This window comes from Arthrobacter sp. 10N44_2 (assembly GCF_056394385.1).
In genome coordinates this window covers 34,768-50,403 of sequence record NZ_JBFTHT010000022.1, presented here as the reverse complement: position 1 = coordinate 50,403, position 15,636 = coordinate 34,768, and the positions used below count along the sequence as shown (strand labels likewise).

The 15,636-nt window shown below is 67.6% G+C and carries 17 protein-coding genes and 1 riboswitch; of the genes, 2 read left to right on the top strand and 15 right to left on the bottom strand.

Annotated elements, in window-relative coordinates; genetic code table 11:
* Nucleotide 1: 1 nt before the first annotated feature.
* The 13 genes from AC1DBX_RS18710 to AC1DBX_RS18650 all read right to left on the bottom strand — a co-directional run bounded on the left by AC1DBX_RS18710 (nucleotide 2) and on the right by AC1DBX_RS18650 (nucleotide 9,510).
* Nucleotides 2–328, bottom strand: coding sequence for a DUF2469 domain-containing protein (locus tag AC1DBX_RS18710; protein ID WP_018773443.1), 327 nt, complete (start codon nucleotides 326–328; stop codon nucleotides 2–4).
* Nucleotides 329–405: 77 nt separating this feature from the next.
* Nucleotides 406–1,071 (bottom strand): ribonuclease HII, encoded by a 666-nt coding sequence (locus tag AC1DBX_RS18705; protein WP_223916524.1) that lies wholly within the window; start codon nucleotides 1,069–1,071, stop codon nucleotides 406–408.
* A gap of 10 nt (nucleotides 1,072–1,081) precedes the next feature.
* Nucleotides 1,082–2,119: a signal peptidase I gene (lepB, locus tag AC1DBX_RS18700; protein ID WP_476932441.1), complete on the bottom strand. Its 1,038-nt coding sequence runs from the start codon at nucleotides 2,117–2,119 to the stop codon at nucleotides 1,082–1,084.
* A complete protein-coding gene (gene lepB / locus AC1DBX_RS18695; RefSeq protein WP_476871175.1) occupies nucleotides 2,120–2,800 on the bottom strand; it encodes a signal peptidase I in 681 nt (226 codons plus the stop codon).
* A 130-nt stretch (nucleotides 2,801–2,930) separates the two neighbouring features.
* Nucleotides 2,931–3,290, bottom strand: coding sequence for a 50S ribosomal protein L19 (gene rplS / locus AC1DBX_RS18690; protein ID WP_018773447.1), 360 nt, complete (start codon nucleotides 3,288–3,290; stop codon nucleotides 2,931–2,933).
* Nucleotides 3,291–3,525: 235 nt separating this feature from the next.
* Nucleotides 3,526–4,389 (bottom strand): tRNA (guanosine(37)-N1)-methyltransferase TrmD, encoded by an 864-nt coding sequence (gene trmD, locus AC1DBX_RS18685; RefSeq protein WP_476932440.1) that lies wholly within the window; start codon nucleotides 4,387–4,389, stop codon nucleotides 3,526–3,528.
* Nucleotides 4,390–5,022 (bottom strand): ribosome maturation factor RimM, encoded by a 633-nt coding sequence (rimM, locus tag AC1DBX_RS18680; RefSeq protein WP_476932439.1) that lies wholly within the window; start codon nucleotides 5,020–5,022, stop codon nucleotides 4,390–4,392.
* Nucleotides 5,023–5,145: 123 nt separating this feature from the next.
* The gene (locus AC1DBX_RS18675) at nucleotides 5,146–5,388 is read right to left on the bottom strand and encodes an RNA-binding protein (protein WP_018773450.1); all 243 of its coding nucleotides are present in this window, start codon (nucleotides 5,386–5,388) and stop codon (nucleotides 5,146–5,148) included.
* Nucleotide 5,389: 1 nt separating this feature from the next.
* Nucleotides 5,390–5,815 carry a 30S ribosomal protein S16 gene (gene rpsP, locus AC1DBX_RS18670; protein ID WP_026266438.1) on the bottom strand — a complete coding sequence of 142 codons (426 nt, stop codon included), beginning with the start codon at nucleotides 5,813–5,815 and terminating at the stop codon, nucleotides 5,390–5,392.
* A gap of 218 nt (nucleotides 5,816–6,033) precedes the next feature.
* Nucleotides 6,034–6,471 carry a hypothetical protein gene (locus tag AC1DBX_RS18665; RefSeq protein ID WP_223916518.1) on the bottom strand — a complete coding sequence of 146 codons (438 nt, stop codon included), beginning with the start codon at nucleotides 6,469–6,471 and terminating at the stop codon, nucleotides 6,034–6,036.
* Nucleotides 6,472–7,083: 612 nt separating this feature from the next.
* Nucleotides 7,084–7,959, bottom strand: a complete 876-nt coding sequence (locus AC1DBX_RS18660; protein WP_476932438.1) for a VOC family protein — start codon at nucleotides 7,957–7,959, stop codon at nucleotides 7,084–7,086.
* A 75-nt stretch (nucleotides 7,960–8,034) separates the two neighbouring features.
* Nucleotides 8,035–9,141: an amidohydrolase family protein gene (locus AC1DBX_RS18655; RefSeq protein ID WP_476932437.1), complete on the bottom strand. Its 1,107-nt coding sequence runs from the start codon at nucleotides 9,139–9,141 to the stop codon at nucleotides 8,035–8,037.
* Nucleotides 9,142–9,144: 3 nt separating this feature from the next.
* A complete protein-coding gene (locus AC1DBX_RS18650; RefSeq protein ID WP_476932436.1) occupies nucleotides 9,145–9,510 on the bottom strand; it encodes a GNAT family N-acetyltransferase in 366 nt (121 codons plus the stop codon).
* A 211-nt stretch (nucleotides 9,511–9,721) separates the two neighbouring features.
* Nucleotides 9,722–9,829: riboswitch (TPP riboswitch) on the top strand.
* Here AC1DBX_RS18650 and thiC point away from each other — a divergent pair.
* Nucleotides 9,825–11,630 carry a phosphomethylpyrimidine synthase ThiC gene (gene thiC / locus AC1DBX_RS18645; RefSeq protein WP_476932435.1) on the top strand — a complete coding sequence of 602 codons (1,806 nt, stop codon included), beginning with the start codon at nucleotides 9,825–9,827 and terminating at the stop codon, nucleotides 11,628–11,630. It overlaps the preceding riboswitch by 5 nt.
* On the opposite strand, the gene AC1DBX_RS18640 is transcribed toward thiC, so the two are convergent.
* Together AC1DBX_RS18640 and ffh are read right to left on the bottom strand one after the other, a co-directional pair.
* Nucleotides 11,627–12,361 (bottom strand): alpha/beta fold hydrolase, encoded by a 735-nt coding sequence (locus AC1DBX_RS18640; RefSeq protein WP_229992666.1) that lies wholly within the window; start codon nucleotides 12,359–12,361, stop codon nucleotides 11,627–11,629. The genes thiC and AC1DBX_RS18640 overlap by 4 nt on opposite strands.
* 71 nt (nucleotides 12,362–12,432) lie before the next feature.
* On the bottom strand, nucleotides 12,433–14,022 hold the full coding sequence (gene ffh / locus AC1DBX_RS18635) for a signal recognition particle protein (protein ID WP_223916506.1): 1,590 nt from the start codon (nucleotides 14,020–14,022) through the stop codon (nucleotides 12,433–12,435).
* A gap of 152 nt (nucleotides 14,023–14,174) precedes the next feature.
* On the opposite strand from ffh, the gene AC1DBX_RS18630 reads away from it, so the two are divergent.
* Complete coding sequence (locus AC1DBX_RS18630; protein WP_476932434.1) at nucleotides 14,175–15,563, top strand: glucose-6-phosphate dehydrogenase; 1,389 nt, start codon at nucleotides 14,175–14,177, stop codon at nucleotides 15,561–15,563.
* The last annotated feature ends 73 nt before the right edge of the window (nucleotides 15,564–15,636 follow it).

Genomic DNA, 15,636 nt, shown 5'->3' with positions numbered 1-15,636 from the left:
GTCAGTTGCCCAGGTCCTCGACCTTGGGCAGGGCGAGTTCCTCGCTGCGGGGCAGTTCCTCGACGTTGACGTCCTTGAACGTGATGACGCGGACGCTCTTGACGAACCGGGCGGAGCGGTAGACATCCCACACCCAGGCGTCCTGCAGGGTCAGGTCGAAGTAGACCTCGCCGTCGGCGCTGCGGGCCTGCAGGTCAACGTGGTTGGCAAGATAGAAACGCCGCTCGGTCTCGACCACATAGCTGAACAGCCCGACGACGTCGCGGTATTCGCGGTAGAGCTGTAGCTCCATGTCGGTCTCATAGTTTTCAAGGTCCTCGGCACTCATGGTTCCATCTTGCACCATCCGGCGCCGGCCGCGCGCCACCGGCCGTCGCGCCCGAGCGGCCAGAACAGCCAGAGCAGCTAGAGCAGCTGCCAGCTGACCCGGTGGTACGGCGTGGGACCGGAGGTCCGCAGCGCCTCCTTGTGCGCTGCGGTGCCGTAGCCCTTGTTCACGTCCCAGCCGTAGGCCGGGTATTGGGTGTGCAGCCCGCACATCATCGCATCGCGCTCGACCTTGGCGATGATGCTGGCCGCGGCGACGCTGAGGCACTGCATGTCGGCTTTGACCAATGTGTGCACCGGGGCATCGCAACCGGGTTCGGCGGGGGCATCGTCAAACAAGGACGGCTGCAGATCCGGCGAGAGCCAGTTGTGGCTGCCGTCCAGCAGGACAACCTCGGGCCTGACGCCGGCGGCGAGCACGGCAAACCAGGCCCGGTTCCCGGCAAGACGGAGCGCCGCGATGATCCCGAGTTCGTCGATCTCGTTCGCGGACGCATGCCCGACGGCGGAGGCGACGCTCCAGTCCCGGACCAGCGGCACCAGCCGCTCCCGGTCCGCTACCTTGAGGAGCTTGCTGTCCCGGACATCGGCCAGGAGCTTTTGTTGCTGCAGGTCCACGACGGCGATCCCCACGCTGACGGGACCGGCCAGGGCACCGCGGCCGACCTCGTCGATGCCCGCGAGGAGCCGTGCGCCGGAGCTGCGGAAGCGGCGTTCGTAGTCGAGGGTGGGGGCTGCTGACATGACGGGCGGATCACTTTCCGGACGGGGCGGGCACGCTGCGGAAGACGTCCGGGTAGTTGTCCAGGGCCGACATCCTGTTCAGCGGCCAAGCGATGACGGCGGCCTTGCCTTCAATGTCGGATTCGTTGACGAAGCCGCCGTTGGTGTCCATATGGGCGCGCGAATCCGCGGAGTGGTTGCGGTTGTCGCCCATGACCCAGACCTTGCCCGCGGGCACGACGACGTCAAAGTCGCGGACCTGGGGAATCTCTGCGGCATTGATGTATTTCTCGTCCAGCGGCGCGCCGTTGACGGTGAGCTGTCCGCCGGCGTCGCAACAGACCACGTGGTCGCCGGGGAGCCCGATGACGCGCTTGACCAGGTGCTGTTCGGAGTTGTCCGGCAGCAGACCGACGAACGTCAGCCCGTCCTGCACCCAGGTGAACGGGCCCTTCGTCTTCGCGGCTGCGGGGGCAAGCCAGCCCTGGCTGTCCCGGAACACCACCACGTCCCCGCGCTGGAGCGCCATGGGCTCGGGCACGAGCAGGTTCACGAAGATGCGGTCGTTCACATCGAGGGTGTTGACCATGGATTCGGACGGGATGTAAAAGGCCCGGAACAGGAAGGTCTTGATCAGGAAGGACAGCACGATCGCCACGACGACCACGGTGGCAACCTCCTTGAGCCACAGGAAGAGCGGGCTGCGCCCTTCGCGGGCCTTGGCCTTCCTGGCCCGGCGGGAGGTCGGATCGGCGTGGGCGGGGCCGTCGGCCCGCTCCTTCCCGGTCGGCTCAGGCGCGGTCGGCCCAGCCGCGATCGGCCCAGGCGCGGTCGGCTCAGGCGCGGTCGGCCCAGCCGCGGTAGGGGAAGTCTCGATACGGGCAGCCTGGATACGATCAGCGCGCTGCGCACCGGCGCTGTCGTCCTGCGACGCAGGAGCCGACGCAGGAGCAGGAGCCGGCGCACCAGCCGGTGGATCCGCCGGCTCATCCGCGGGAATCGCCGAGGCGGTAACCCGGGGTCGGTCCTGGCCCTGCGGATCAGGAGTGCGCGGTTCGGTCTCGGGCATCTACTGTCCGTTCGTCGTCGTCGTTGTCGCAGCCGGTTCGGGCCGCGCTACTGCTGCAAATCTATCAAGCGGCCAGATGATCTGTACCGGCCTGCCAATGACGCGTTCCAGCGGCACCATGCCCCCGCCAGGGGCGCCCAGGAGGCTCCGGGAGTCGGCGGACATCGAGCGGTGGTCCCCCATGAGCCAGAGCCGCCCGGCAGGCACCTGGACGGCGAACTTCACATCGCTCGGGGTGTCCCCCGGATACACATACGGTTCCGCAACTTGCTGGCCGTTGACTGTGAGCCGGCCGCCGGCGTCGCAGCAGACCACACGGTCGCCGGGCAGCCCGATGACGCGCTTGACATACGTGGTGTCGCTGCCCGCAAGGCCAAGCCAGCGTCCGGCTTCGGCGAGGGCATCCACCACGGGGCCGTTGCCACTGTTGAGCGGGGCAAAGGAACCGCGGCCGTCGAAGACGACGACGTCGCCCCGGCCCAAGGGCTCAGCTTGGAAGCCGGTCCGCGCCACCACGATCCGGTCCCCCGTGTGCAGGAGCGGCTCCATGGAGGCGGACGGGATGAAGAAGATGTCCATCCACAGGGAGCGGACCACGGCGCTGATGGCCACGGCGAGCACCAGGGCCAGCAACGCAAAACGCCAGCCCGGTTTCCTGGGCTGGCGTTTTGGCTGTTCCATGTTCCGTATCCCCTGGCGCTGTCGTGAACTAATGTGCGCTGTTGCGGATAGCTCCGGCGCCGCACTAGCTGACGCACCGGATACGGTCCGTGGATCCGCGGTGGAAGCCTGTCGTGGAAGACGAAAAAGCTTACTTGGCGGTCTGGAAGTCGCGCTTTTCCTTGATCTTCGCGGCCTTACCACGCAGGTTGCGCATGTAGTAAAGCTTGGCGCGGCGCACGTCACCCTTGGAGACGAGCTCGACCTTGTCGATGATCGGGGAGTGCACCGGGAAGGTACGCTCTACGCCGACACCGAAGGAGACCTTGCGGACGGTGAAGGTTTCGCGGACGCCATCGCCCTGGCGGCCAAGGACGAAGCCCTGGAAGACCTGGACGCGGGAGTTCTTGCCTTCGATGATGTTCACGTGAACCTTGATGGTGTCACCCGCGCGGAACTCGGGAACATCGGTGCGCAGCGAGGCTGCATCTACGGAATCGAGGATATGCATTGATCCACTCCTGGTGAACGCCACAGGTCACTCACGTTGGGTTACGGCGGTCAGGGCCGGTGGCATGCGCCGCCCGGAAATTTCCGCCGAAAGTTTGTCAATCCGGCCCTGTCAGGAGTAGACGGGGCCGGGGTGCCGGGCTGTTGGTAGCGCTCCCCCTGTGGCAGGTTCGCAACCCAGCAGGCACAAGGACTAATTTTGCCACATTTTGTGCGGGTTAGCCCAATCCCGGCGGTTAGGCGTCGGGACGGCGCAGCAGGCGGCCGTCGACGACGTCGTACCCCAGGTCGGAGAAGGCCGTACGGTCCGCGCGCGGCAGCTTGCCAGCGTCGAATTCCACTAGGAGGTCGGGACGGCGTTCGGCGGTGCGCCGGTACTGCTCATGCCGGCGCCACTGGGCGATCTTTCCGTGGTTGCCGCTCAGCAGCACGGCCGGGACGCCGCGGTCCCGCCAGCTGGAGGGCTTGGTATAGACGGGGTACTCGAGCAGCCCGTCGGAGTGGGATTCCTCGACGAGGGACTCGGGGTTGCCGACGACGCCGGGCAGCAGCCGTCCGATGGCCTCAACCATGGCCAGCACGGCGACCTCGCCGCCGTTGAGGACGTAATCCCCCAGGCTCATCGGGCGCACCGTGAAGTGCTCCGCCGCCCATTCCAGGACCCGCTCATCGATGCCCTCGTACCGGCCGCAGGCGAAGACCAGCTGGTCTTCCTCGGCGAGCTGATGGGCGGTGGCCTGGGTGAAGCGCTCCCCCGCCGGCGACGGGACGATCAGGACAGGCTTGGCGGCAGCTTCCGGGCCGGCAGACTCTGGAGTGCCGGGGGTGCCGGCGTCGTCAGGTGCGCCGGCGTCCCCTGCGTCCCCGGACCGCCCGGCGGCCACGGCGGTGAGGGCCTGAGCCCAGGGTTCGGGCTTCATGACCATGCCGGCGCCGCCGCCGTAGGGGGTGTCATCGACCGTGCGGTGCCGGTCGGTGGTGAAGTCCCGCAGGTCATGGACCTTGAGGTCCAGCAGGCCGTCCTGGCGGGCCTTGCCGATCAGCGACAGCTCCAGCGGGGCCAGGTACTCCGGAAAGATGCTGACGACGTCGATTCTCATCTAGGCGATGCCCTGCTCTTCGGAGTTCCGGGCCGCGGCGCCCTCGGCTTTCGGAGCCTGGGCTGCGGGGTTTTGGGCCTCGGGGTTTTGGGCCTCGAGGTTTGGGGCCTCGGGCGCCTCGTCCGTGTTGACTTCGAACAGTCCGGGCGGCGGGGTGACGAGGACGTACTTTTCACCCACGTTGACCTCGGGCACAATCTGTTCGACGAACGGGATCAGGACTTCCTTGCCCTCATCGGTGGTGACCACCAGCAGGTCCTGGACCGGCAGGGTGTGCAGTCCGGAGACCTTGCCGACCACGTCGCCGCCCACCCGGACCTCCATGCCCACGAGCTCGTGCTCGTACCAGCCCTCATCGTCGTCCTCGGCGCCGATGTCTTCGGTTTCGATGAACAGCTTGGCGCCGCGCAGGGTCTCGGCCTCGTTGCGGGTCTCGATCTCATCGAAGGCCAGCAACAGGATGTCCTTGTTCCAGCGGGCGCTGATTACCGTCAGCGGCCCGGCCGAGGCGGGTTCCACGATGAACTGGGTGCCGGGGACAAAACGGTCGCCGGGCGCGTCGGTGAGCACCTGGACGGTCACTTCGCCGCGGATGCCGTGGGGCTTGCCGATTCGTGCCACCTGGAGCTGCATCTGTTCCTCTGTTCGGGGTTGGTGATTCTGTATTCTCTGGTGCGGAATTACGGGAAAACAGTCCGGCCCCTCCACCGTTATCTGGTGAAGGGGCCGGACTCAAGACAAGTAGTGCTGAAAGCGTTACCGGCGGCGGTCGGTGTCGACGACGTCGACCCTGACCGGCTCGCCGTCCGCCAGCGCCGCAACCACAGTGCGCAATGCGCGTGCGGTCCGGCCCTGCCGGCCGATCACCCGTCCGAGGTCGTCCTGATGAACGCGCACCTCGAGGGTTTCCCCGCGGCGGTTGTTCTTCGCACTGACCTTGACGTCCTCGGGGCTGTCAACAATCCCGCGGACCAGGTGTTCGAGCGCTTCTGCCAGCAATTTACTCAGCCTCGGTGGTCTCTGCTTCGGCGGCGTCGGCGGGAGCCTCGGCAGCTTCGTCCTTCTTGGCCTTCTTGGTGATGGCTTCCGGGATGATCACGGAACCCTTTTCCGGGGTAACGAAGGCAGCCTTGGGAGCCTTGGTCTTCAAGGTTCCCTCCTGGCCCGGGAGACCCTTGAACTTCTGCCAGTCACCGGTGATCTTCAGGATCGCGGCGACCTGCTCGGACGGCTGTGCGCCGACGCCGAGCCAGTACTGGGCACGGTCCGTGTCGACCTCGATGTACGAGGGCTCTTCGGTCGGGTGGTACTTGCCGATCTCTTCGATAGCACGGCCATCACGCTTGGAGCGTGAGTCCATGACGACGATGCGGTAGTACGGTGCGCGCATCTTACCGAAGCGCTTAAGGCGAATCTTTACGGCCACTTTTGTGGTCACTCCTGTTTCTGAAACGGGGTCGAGCCCGGCGTTCTGCACCCGTGGGGCGGGCCGTACTTGGGGGTTCTAAAGGACAAGATCCAGACGCGGAGAGAGGGGCCACGCAGATCGAGTACCTGTTCATTGTGCCAGATCACCGGCAGGATTTCGACTTGACACGTGCCCGGCGCACCAGCGCGCGGCCTGGATGCGGCCTCGAGGGCCGGTCAGGACGTCCAGACGTAGAGGCCGGACCTGGTGGCGGGGTCGACGCCGGCGGCGAGCTCGGCGATCCGGCGGACGTAGTCCCGGGCCTCGTCGGGGCCGAAGGGCATGTCCTCCTCGGCGGCCCAGTTGGCGGCGACATCCTCCAGGACCTCGCCCTCCCCTTCGGTTTCATAGCTGAGCAGTTCCGCCAGCGTGCGGACCATTGCCGCCGGGACGCCGAGCAGCGAGTCGCTGGCCACGTCGACCATGGCCAGTTCATAGTCCGCGCCCGGGGCGTGCACGGCGACGCCGGCGAGGTCTCCCAGCCGCTCCACCTCGAAATCGCTGATCTCCGGGATGCGGACGGCGCCCGGGGCGGCCGGGCTGCCGCCTTCCAGTGCGCCGGCGCGCTTGAGGGCTTCTTCGTGGGTGGACACAAAGAGTTCGGTGAATCCCATGCAGCTGGTCCTTAGGGTTCGGCGGTCCGCAGACCGCTGTTTTCGGCGTCGCTTCAGCCTAGCCGCTTCAGCACGACCCCGCCCCGCCCGCTGGACATGCCCTCCCCTGGCCCTGAGCACTGGACATATGGCAACCATGTCCATTCCCGGCTGCGAGCAATGGACATGTTCCGACGTCCTGCCTGGGAACAGTGGACATGTCCCATGTGTCCTGCTGGCGAAGAGTGGACATGTCCCTCGCTGGCCCGGGAACCCGACCAAGGCCCGATGGGCATGCCCTCCCCTGACCCTGAGCACTGGACATATGGCCACTATGTCCATTCCCGGCTGCGAGCAATGGACATGTTCCAGTGTCCTGCTGGCGAAGAGTGGACATGTCCCTCGCTGGCCCGGGGAACCCGACCCCGCCCGTGGACATGCCCTCCCCCGACTGCGAGTACTGGACATATGGCAACTATGTCCATTCCCGGCTGCGAGCAATGGACATGTTCCGGAGTCCCGGCCGCGAGCAGTGGACATGCCCAGCTGTCCCGCCGGCGAAGAGTGGACATGTCCAGCGGGAAGCTCTGCGCGCTGGACATGCCCAGCGACCAGCTTGCCTGGGGAGAACTTCTAGCGCACGGCTACGCGGATCCGGTTGCGCCACGGATCCTCGAAGCGCAACTCGGCGCCGGTGTGGTGGGATTCGACGCCGGCAACCTTGAGCCGGTCGGCCAGCGCTGCGACATCGTCACCGGACGGCACTTCGATCAGGACTTCGCCCAGGCCCAGCGTGTCGCGCCGGGGGCCCGCGCCGCGGCTGTTCCATACGTTCATGGCCATGTGGTGGTGGTAGCCGCCGGCCGAGACGAACAGCGCCTGGCCGTGCCAGCCCGCGGTCTTTTCGAAGCCGAGCGTGCCGACATAGAAATCATGCGCCGACTGGACGTCGCCGACCTGCAGGTGGACGTGCCCGACGCCGGCGGCGGCCTGGCGCTGGCCGGCCACGGACTCCTCGGTCAGGTATTGCTGCAGGTAGCGCTGCGGCGGCAGGGCGAGACTGTCCATGACGACGTTCTTGCCCTCCCAGGACCACGCCGCCCGCGGCCGGTCCCAGTACAGCTCGATGCCGTTGCCTTCGGGGTCGTTGAAGTAGAACGCCTCGCTGACGAGGTGGTCCGCGCTGCCGGTGAAGGACTGGGGCTCGTACTGGGCCGCGGTGGCGATGGTGGCCGCCAGGGAGTGCTGGTCCTCGAAGAGGAGGGCGGTGTGGAAGAGCCCGGCCTCGCCGCGGGAAGGTAGATTCAGGCCCGGGGCAGGCGCCAGATGCACCAGCGGCTTCTGCTGGCGCCCAAGGTAGAGCCCGCCGTCCTCTTCGGCCACAGTCTCCAGGCCGAGGGCGCGCTGGTAGTAGTCGGTCATGAGCTTCATGTCGCCGACCTTGAGCATCACGGTGCCCATGGTGAGTTCGGCAGGAAGGAGGTCCTGGGTGCTGGCTTCTGCGGTCATGGCAATGCTCCGTGGATTCTGTAGCCACCGGCCTTCGGCGACTCTACGTAAAGATAAATTACTTGAAGCTTCAATTTATTCCAAAACATGGACTGGCGCCCGGTCTACCGGCAGCCCACGCAGCACGATGTGCCGGATCCGGCGGAGCGTGGCCGGATTGCTCCGCGGATCCTCGGCGGTGACGAGGACGTCAGCGCTTGCCCCTTCACCGATGGACTCCGCGCCGAGCCAGGTCCGCGCAGACCAGCTCGCGGCGTCGAGGGCGGCAGCGGCGGGAAGGCCGGCGGCGTGCAGGGCCTGGATCTCGTCCACGATCCTGCCATGGCTGATCACGCTGCCGGCATCGGTACCGGCATAGATCGCCAGCCCGGCCTCGTGGGCTTCGAGGATCCGCTCCGCCCGGCGCTCCCACAGCGAGCGCATGTGGGCTGCGTAGCGGGGGAACTTGGCCGCCGCCCGGGCGGCGATGTCCGGGAACGTGGCGATGTTGATCAGGGTGGGCACGATAGGAACACCCTGTTCGAGGAAGCGCGGCAGGTGCCGCGGCAGCAGCCCGGTGGCGTGCTCGATGCAGTCGATCCCGGCGTCGAGCATGTCATCGAGGGTGTCTTCGGCGAAGCAGTGTGCGGTGACGCGGGCCCCCTCATCGTGGGCGGCCTGGACGGCGTCCTTGATGGTCCGGGCGGGAAAACTGGCGGCGAGGTCGCCGGCGTCGCGGTCGATCCAGTCCCCCACGAGCTTGACCCAGCCATCACCCGCGCGGGCCTGCTTGCGCACGGCCTCGACGAGATCCTCCGGTTCGACCTCGACGGCCAGGCCCGGCAGGTAGCGCCGGGTCCTGGCGAGATGCCTGCCGGAACGGATGATCCGGGGCAGGTCCGCGCGCTGCTGGAGCCAGCGTGTGTTGTGGACGGCGCCGGCGTCGCGGACCAGGAGTGTCCCGGCGTCGCGGTCCGCCAGGGCCTGGGATTCCGCGGTGTCCTCGGTAACGTCCCCGCCCGGGCCGAGGCCGATGTGGCAGTGTGCGTCCACGAGGCCGGGCATGACCCAGCCGTCGAGCACGAGGTCCGGCGCGGCGGCCGGACGGCGGAAGGTCAGCAGGCCGCCCACCGACCAGAGCCCGCGGCGTTCATGGTCCGCCGCGGTGAGGATGGGGCCGCTGAACTTGATGATGCCGGTCATGACCTAAAGCCTAATCCGCATGACGATCCGCCGGCCAAGACCGTCCAGCCCCAGCTGCGCTTCGTGGATCCGCAGGGCGCCCAACGCCTGTCCTGGCTGGGCGAGTTCCTCGAAACCGCAGCTCGCATAAAACGGCGCATTGAACGGGACGCCTGCGAAGGTGCAAAGCGTCATCGATAAATTGCCACGGCTCCGGGCCGCATCAAGGGCCGCCTCCACCAGGGACCGTCCTATCCCCCGCCCGGCGGAGTCCGGCTGCACGGAGAGTTGTTCCAGATGGGCCTGGCCGCCGACCTCGTCAACGCGGGCAAACCCTACGGGCGGGTTTCCGGCGACAAGTATGAAGATCGGCTCAACCGGCGTCGTCAACTCCGGAGCCGGGAGCGTCTGGTTCCCCAGCTCCGCTTCGAGGATGCGGTCTGCTTAGGCCTCGAGAACCGGCAGCGCCGGGAGGTCTTCCGGCGTCGCCATCCGGATGCGGGGCACGGCCCTGGGCAGAGTCACAATGCCACGCTAACACCGCGGCCCGACCGCACTCCGTCACACTCGAGGGCCGGCCGGCGGTGCGTGGTAGTTTCGTCTACGACCACACGGGTGCCCCTGCAGGGGCTGAGATCGGGCTGACGCAGCCTGCGACCGTTGAACCTGTCCGGGTAATGCCGGCGAAGGAAGTGAGCTTTTCCGTGAACACCCAAGTGACACAGCACAGCCCTGTCCAAATTCAGTCCGCAGCCACCACGCAGTCGCTGAAGTCCCACTCGCTGGCCTTCAGCACGGATCCGGAGCACGGCATCCGCGTGCCGGTGACCGAGATCGCCCTGGAACCCTCCCCGGGCGGCATCCGGAACCCGCCGTTCCGGGTGTACCGCACTGCCGGACCGGGCAGCGATCCGGTCCGCGGGCTGGAGCCGTTCCGCACCCCCTGGATTGAGGCCAGGGCGGACACCGAACCCTACGCCGGCCGTGAACGGGAGCTGCTCGACGACGGCAAATCGGCGGTGCGCCGCGGTGCGGCGTCGGCCGAGTGGCGGGGCGGCCGGCCGGTGCCGCGCCGGGCCGCTGAGGGCAGGACCGTCACGCAGATGCGCTACGCCCGGGACGGTGTCATCACCCCGGAAATGCGGTTCGTCGCGCTGCGCGAGAACTGCGATGTGGAGCTGGTGCGCAGCGAGGTGGCCGCGGGCCGCGCGATCATTCCCAACAACGTCAACCACCCCGAATCCGAGCCGATGATCATCGGCAAGTCGTTCCTGGTGAAAATCAACGCCAATATCGGCAACTCCGCCGTGACCAGCTCCATCGCCGAGGAGGTCGACAAACTCCAGTGGGCCACGCAGTGGGGCGCGGACACCGTCATGGACCTCTCCACCGGGGATGACATCCACACCACGCGCGAGTGGATCATCCGTAATTCCCCCGTCCCCATCGGAACGGTCCCGATCTACCAGGCGCTGGAGAAGGTGAACGGTGAGGCGAACGCCCTGACCTGGGAGATCTTCCGGGACACCGTGATCGAACAGTGCGAGCAGGGCGTGGACTACATGACCATCCACGCGGGCGTGCTGCTGCGGTATGTGCCCCTGACGGCCAACCGGGTCACCGGCATCGTGTCCCGCGGCGGTTCCATCATGGCTGGCTGGTGCCTGGCGCACCACCGGGAGAACTTTCTGTACACCCACTTCGATGAGCTGTGCGAGATCTTCGCACGCTACGACGTCGCGTTCTCGCTGGGCGACGGGCTGCGGCCGGGCGCGACGGCGGATGCCAACGACGCGGCACAGTTCGCCGAACTGGACACCCTGGCCGAGCTCACGCAGCGGGCCTGGGACTTCGACGTGCAAGTCATGGTGGAGGGCCCCGGGCATGTGCCCTTCCACCTCGTCCGGGAAAACGTGGAGCGCCAGCAGGAACTCTGCAAGGGCGCCCCGTTTTACACACTCGGGCCGCTCGTCACGGACATCGCACCGGGCTATGACCACATCACCTCGGCGATCGGCGCCACCGAAATCGCCCGCTACGGCACTGCCATGCTCTGCTACGTCACGCCCAAGGAACACCTCGGGCTGCCGGACAAGGACGATGTGAAGACGGGCGTGATCACTTACAAGATCGCCGCCCATGCCGCGGACCTCGCCAAGGGCCACCCCGGCGCGCACGAACGCGACGATGCCCTGTCCAAGGCAAGGTTCGAGTTCCGCTGGCGGGACCAGTTCGCGCTGTCCCTGGACCCGGTCACGGCCGAGGCCTTCCATGATGAGACGCTTCCCGCGGAGCCGGCCAAGACAGCCCACTTCTGCTCGATGTGCGGTCCGAAGTTCTGCTCCATGCGGATCAGCCAGGACATCCGGGACGAATACGGATCAGCAGATTCGCAGGCGGCCCTAGCGCAGATGGCGGCCGGAATGCGGGCGAAGAGCAACGAGTTCCTCGCCTCGGGCGGCAAGGTCTACCTGCCGCAGCCCTCGGTGGGAGAACCCGCAGCTTCCTAGGACGCCCGGGCGTGCTGGTGCCGGCTGACCTCGGCAATGTAGGAGCGGATGGCCCGGTCCCCTTCGGCTGAATCCTGGGGCCGGTGCCCTCCCGGCGCCGTGCGGTGCAGGGCGCCGGTCTCGCGCAGGTAGCCGGCGATTTCCTCATACAGCGGTTCCCAGCCGCCGGTCAGGACCAGGGTCGGCACGCCCGGCACGATCTGCAGCGGGGCTTCCCACGGCGGCGCCTGTAGGCGGAGCCGGCGCGCAGCCCGGAGGGCCTCCGGCGTCGTGGCCCCGGGGGCGTCCGCCGCGAACGCGCGGCGGATGAACTCTCGCTGGAAGTCGTCGTCGCTGAGGTTGTGGCGGACGTCGAAGAGCGGCTGCATCAGGGCCCGGTGCGCGGCGGTGGCCGGGAGCTCCGCGGTCAGGGACAGGCAGGCCGGTTCCACCAGGGTCAGCGACTGGACGAGGTCGGGCCGTTCGACGGCGGCCATCATCGCGGCGATCGCGCCCTGCGAATGGGCCACCACATGGCCGCCGGCCTCGCCGCGGCCGTCGTCTGCCAGCGAGGCGAGCACGATGGCGGCGTCGGCCGCGAAGTTGGATTCGAGCGGTTCCGCGACGGCGTCAAACCCGTGCCGCCGCAGGAACAGGGCGTCGTAGTCCAGCGCCATTCCGTGCTGTTTTGGCCACGCGGCGGCGCCGAAGCTGCCGTCCCCGTGGACGAAGACTACGCGCTGCTTGAACATTGTCTAACCCTATGGCACTTCAGTGCTGATGCCGCCGGCGACACAGTGCCGGCGGCCGTCAGCACTCGCGGCTACTTGCTGCCGCCGAGGAACTTGTCGAAACCCTTGGGCAGGTTCAGCTGGGACGGATCGAAGTCGCCGCCCTGCTGGCCGAACGACGCGCCGGTGGGCAACGCCTTGGGGCCGGCGGCACGCCGGGCCTCGGCGTCGCGCAGTTCCTGCGCCGCCTTGGCCGGGTTGCCGGAGCGGGCCTTCTTCTTGGGCGCGGACTTGGCTCCCTTGCGGGCACCGCCCCCGCCGCCCATGCCGGGCATGCCCGGCATGCCGGGCATCCCGCCGCCGGCGGCCATCTTCTTCATCATCTTCTGGGCCTGGGCAAACCGTTCCAGCAGTCCGTTGACCTCGGAGACGTGCACGCCGGAACCGCGCGCAATACGGGCCCGGCGGGAGCCGTTGATGATCTTCGGAGCCACGCGCTCGTGCGGGGTCATCGAGCGGACAATGGCCTCGACACGGTCGATCTCGCGCTCGTCGAACTGCTCCAGCTGCTGGCGGATGTTCTGCGCACCCGGCATCATCATGAGCATCTTCTTCATGGAGCCCATGTTGCGGATCTGCTGCATCTGGGCGAGGAAGTCATCGAGGGTGAAGTCTTCCTGGTCGGCGAACTTCTTCGCCATCCGGGCGGCTTCATCCTTGTCCCAGGACTTCTCGGCCTGCTCGATCAGGGTGAGGACGTCACCCATGTCGAGGATGCGCGAGGCCATGCGGTCCGGGTGGAAGAGCTCGAAGTCGTCCACGCCTTCGCCGGTGGAGGCGAACATGACCGGCTTGCCGGTCACCGACGCGACGGAGAGCGCGGCGCCGCCGCGGGCGTCGCCGTCGAGCTTGGAGAGCACGATGCCGGTGAAGTTGACGCCCTCGTCAAAGGCCAGGGCAGTGTTGACGGCGTCCTGGCCGATCATGGAGTCGATCACGAACAGGACTTCGTTCGGGACGATCGCGCGGCGGATCTGGCGCGCCTGCTCCATCATCTCGGCGTCGACGCCGAGACGGCCGGCGGTGTCCACGATCACGACGTCGTGCAGGGTGCGCTTGGCTTCCTCGACGCCGTCACGGGCGACGGCGACGGGGTCTCCGGCAGGGTGGTCCAGTTCGGTGGACGTGGCGCCCGGGTGCGGGGCGAACACGGGTACGCCGGCGCGCTGGCCGACCACCTGCAGCTGGGTGACGGCGTTGGGCCGCTGGAGGTCGCAGGCCACCAGCATGGGGCTGTGGCCCTGGGACTTGAGCCATTTGGCGAGCTTGCCGGCCAGGGTGGTCTTGCCGGCGCCCTGGAGGCCCGCCAGCATAATGATGGTGGGTCCGGTCTTGGCCAGGCGGATCCGGCGGGTCTCGCCGCCGAGGATCTCGACGAGTTCCTCGTTGACGATCTTCACGATCTGCTGGCTCGGGTTCAGCGCCCCGGAGACCTCGGCGCCGAGGGCACGCTCGCGCACACGGCCGGTGAATTCCCGGACCACGGGCACAGCGACATCGGCGTCCAGGAGGGCACGCCGGATCTCGCGGACTGTGGCGTCAACGTCCGCCTCGGTCAGGCGGCCCTTGCCACGCAGATTCTTGAAGGTTGCTGTCAACCGGTCAGAGAGTGAATTGAACACGCGCCGTGCACTTCTTTCAGTGGATCTACAGGTGGCGGCCGGTGCGGCACGCCAGCGTCGCGACTGGTATTCGCCTGGACGAACCGCCACGACAACAGGACTCGACTATCTAGGGTACCAAGATGCGCCTTCAAGATGGCATGCTGGCGTAGGTGACCAGCCAAACAACTGTAAAAACCCTGCTCATCCTGGGCGCTTCCGGCGATCTCACCGGAAGGCTCCTGTTACCGGGGCTTGCCCGCCTGGTGGCCCGGGGCCGCGCCGACGGCCTCGCCCTGGCGGGAGCGGGATCGGACCCCTGGACGCCGGAGCAGTGGCTTGGCCGGATCGAGGAGTCGTTCGCGGACGAGGACTCCAAGGCCGACGCCCACGGCAAGCGGGAGCTCAAGCGGATCCGCAAGGAGAGCACCTACCACCAGCTCGATGTCACGGCCGAGGGCCAGCTCGCCGGGCTCCTGGCGCAACTGGAGGGACCTGTGGCGGTCTACTTCGCCCTGCCGCCGCGGGTCAGCCAGCTCGCGTGCGAGGCCCTGGCGCCGGAGGACGTGCCCGCCGGCACCCGGCTGGTCATGGAGAAGCCGTTCGGCTCCGACGAGCAGTCGGCGCGCCACCTGAACAAGACGCTGGCCGCGCTGGTCCCGGAGGACCACATCCACCGCGTGGACCACTTCCTCGGCAAGGCAACGGTCCTGAACATCCTTGGCCTGCGCTTCGCGAACACGTTCCTGGAGCCGGTGTGGAACCGGCAGAACATCGAAAAAATCGAGATCATCTTCGACGAGGACCTCGCCCTCGAAGGCCGCGCCCGCTACTACGACGGCGCCGGGGCGCTCCGTGACATGATCCAAAGCCACCTGCTTCAGATCATGGCCCTCATGGCAATCGAGCCGCCGGCATCCGTGGACGAACGCGATCTCCGCGATGCCGTGGCCACCGTGCTGCGGGCCAGCAGCATCAAGGCCCCCTACCGGCAAAGCAGCCGCCGGGCCCGGTACACGGCGGGTTCGATCAACGGCCGGGACATCCCGGACTACGCCAAGGAGGAGGGCGTGGACGCGTCCAGGGCTACTGAAACCCTCGCCGAGGTGCAGGTGGAGATCGACAACTGGCGCTGGCAGGGCGTGCCGTTCATCCTGCGCTCAGGCAAGGCGCTGGGCCAGAAACGCAAGGAGGCCGTGGTGACCTTCCGGCCGGTGCCGCACCTTCCGAAGGGGTTCACCGGTGTGGACGCCCCCAACCAGCTGAGGATCGGCTTTGGCCCGGACACGCTGCAGTTCGACGTCGACGTGAACGGCCCGGGCAATGTCCTGAGCCTGGACCGGGCCACGCTGCAGGCCGAACTGAGCGCCTCCGAACTCCTCCCCTACGGTGAAGTGCTCGAGGGCGTGCTGACCGGGGATCCGCTGGTCTCGGTGCGGGCGGACACGGCCGAAGACTGCTGGCGCATCCTGGCGCCGGTACTGAAATCCTGGACCGCCGGACATGTCCCGCTGGAGGAATATCCGGCCGGGACCCCGGGGCCGGAGGGCTGGCCGGCCTAGATTCGTCGCGGCAGGGCCAGCGCGGATCCTGCGGCGCGCCGGGCCGACACAGCAGCAACGACACAGCACTAAC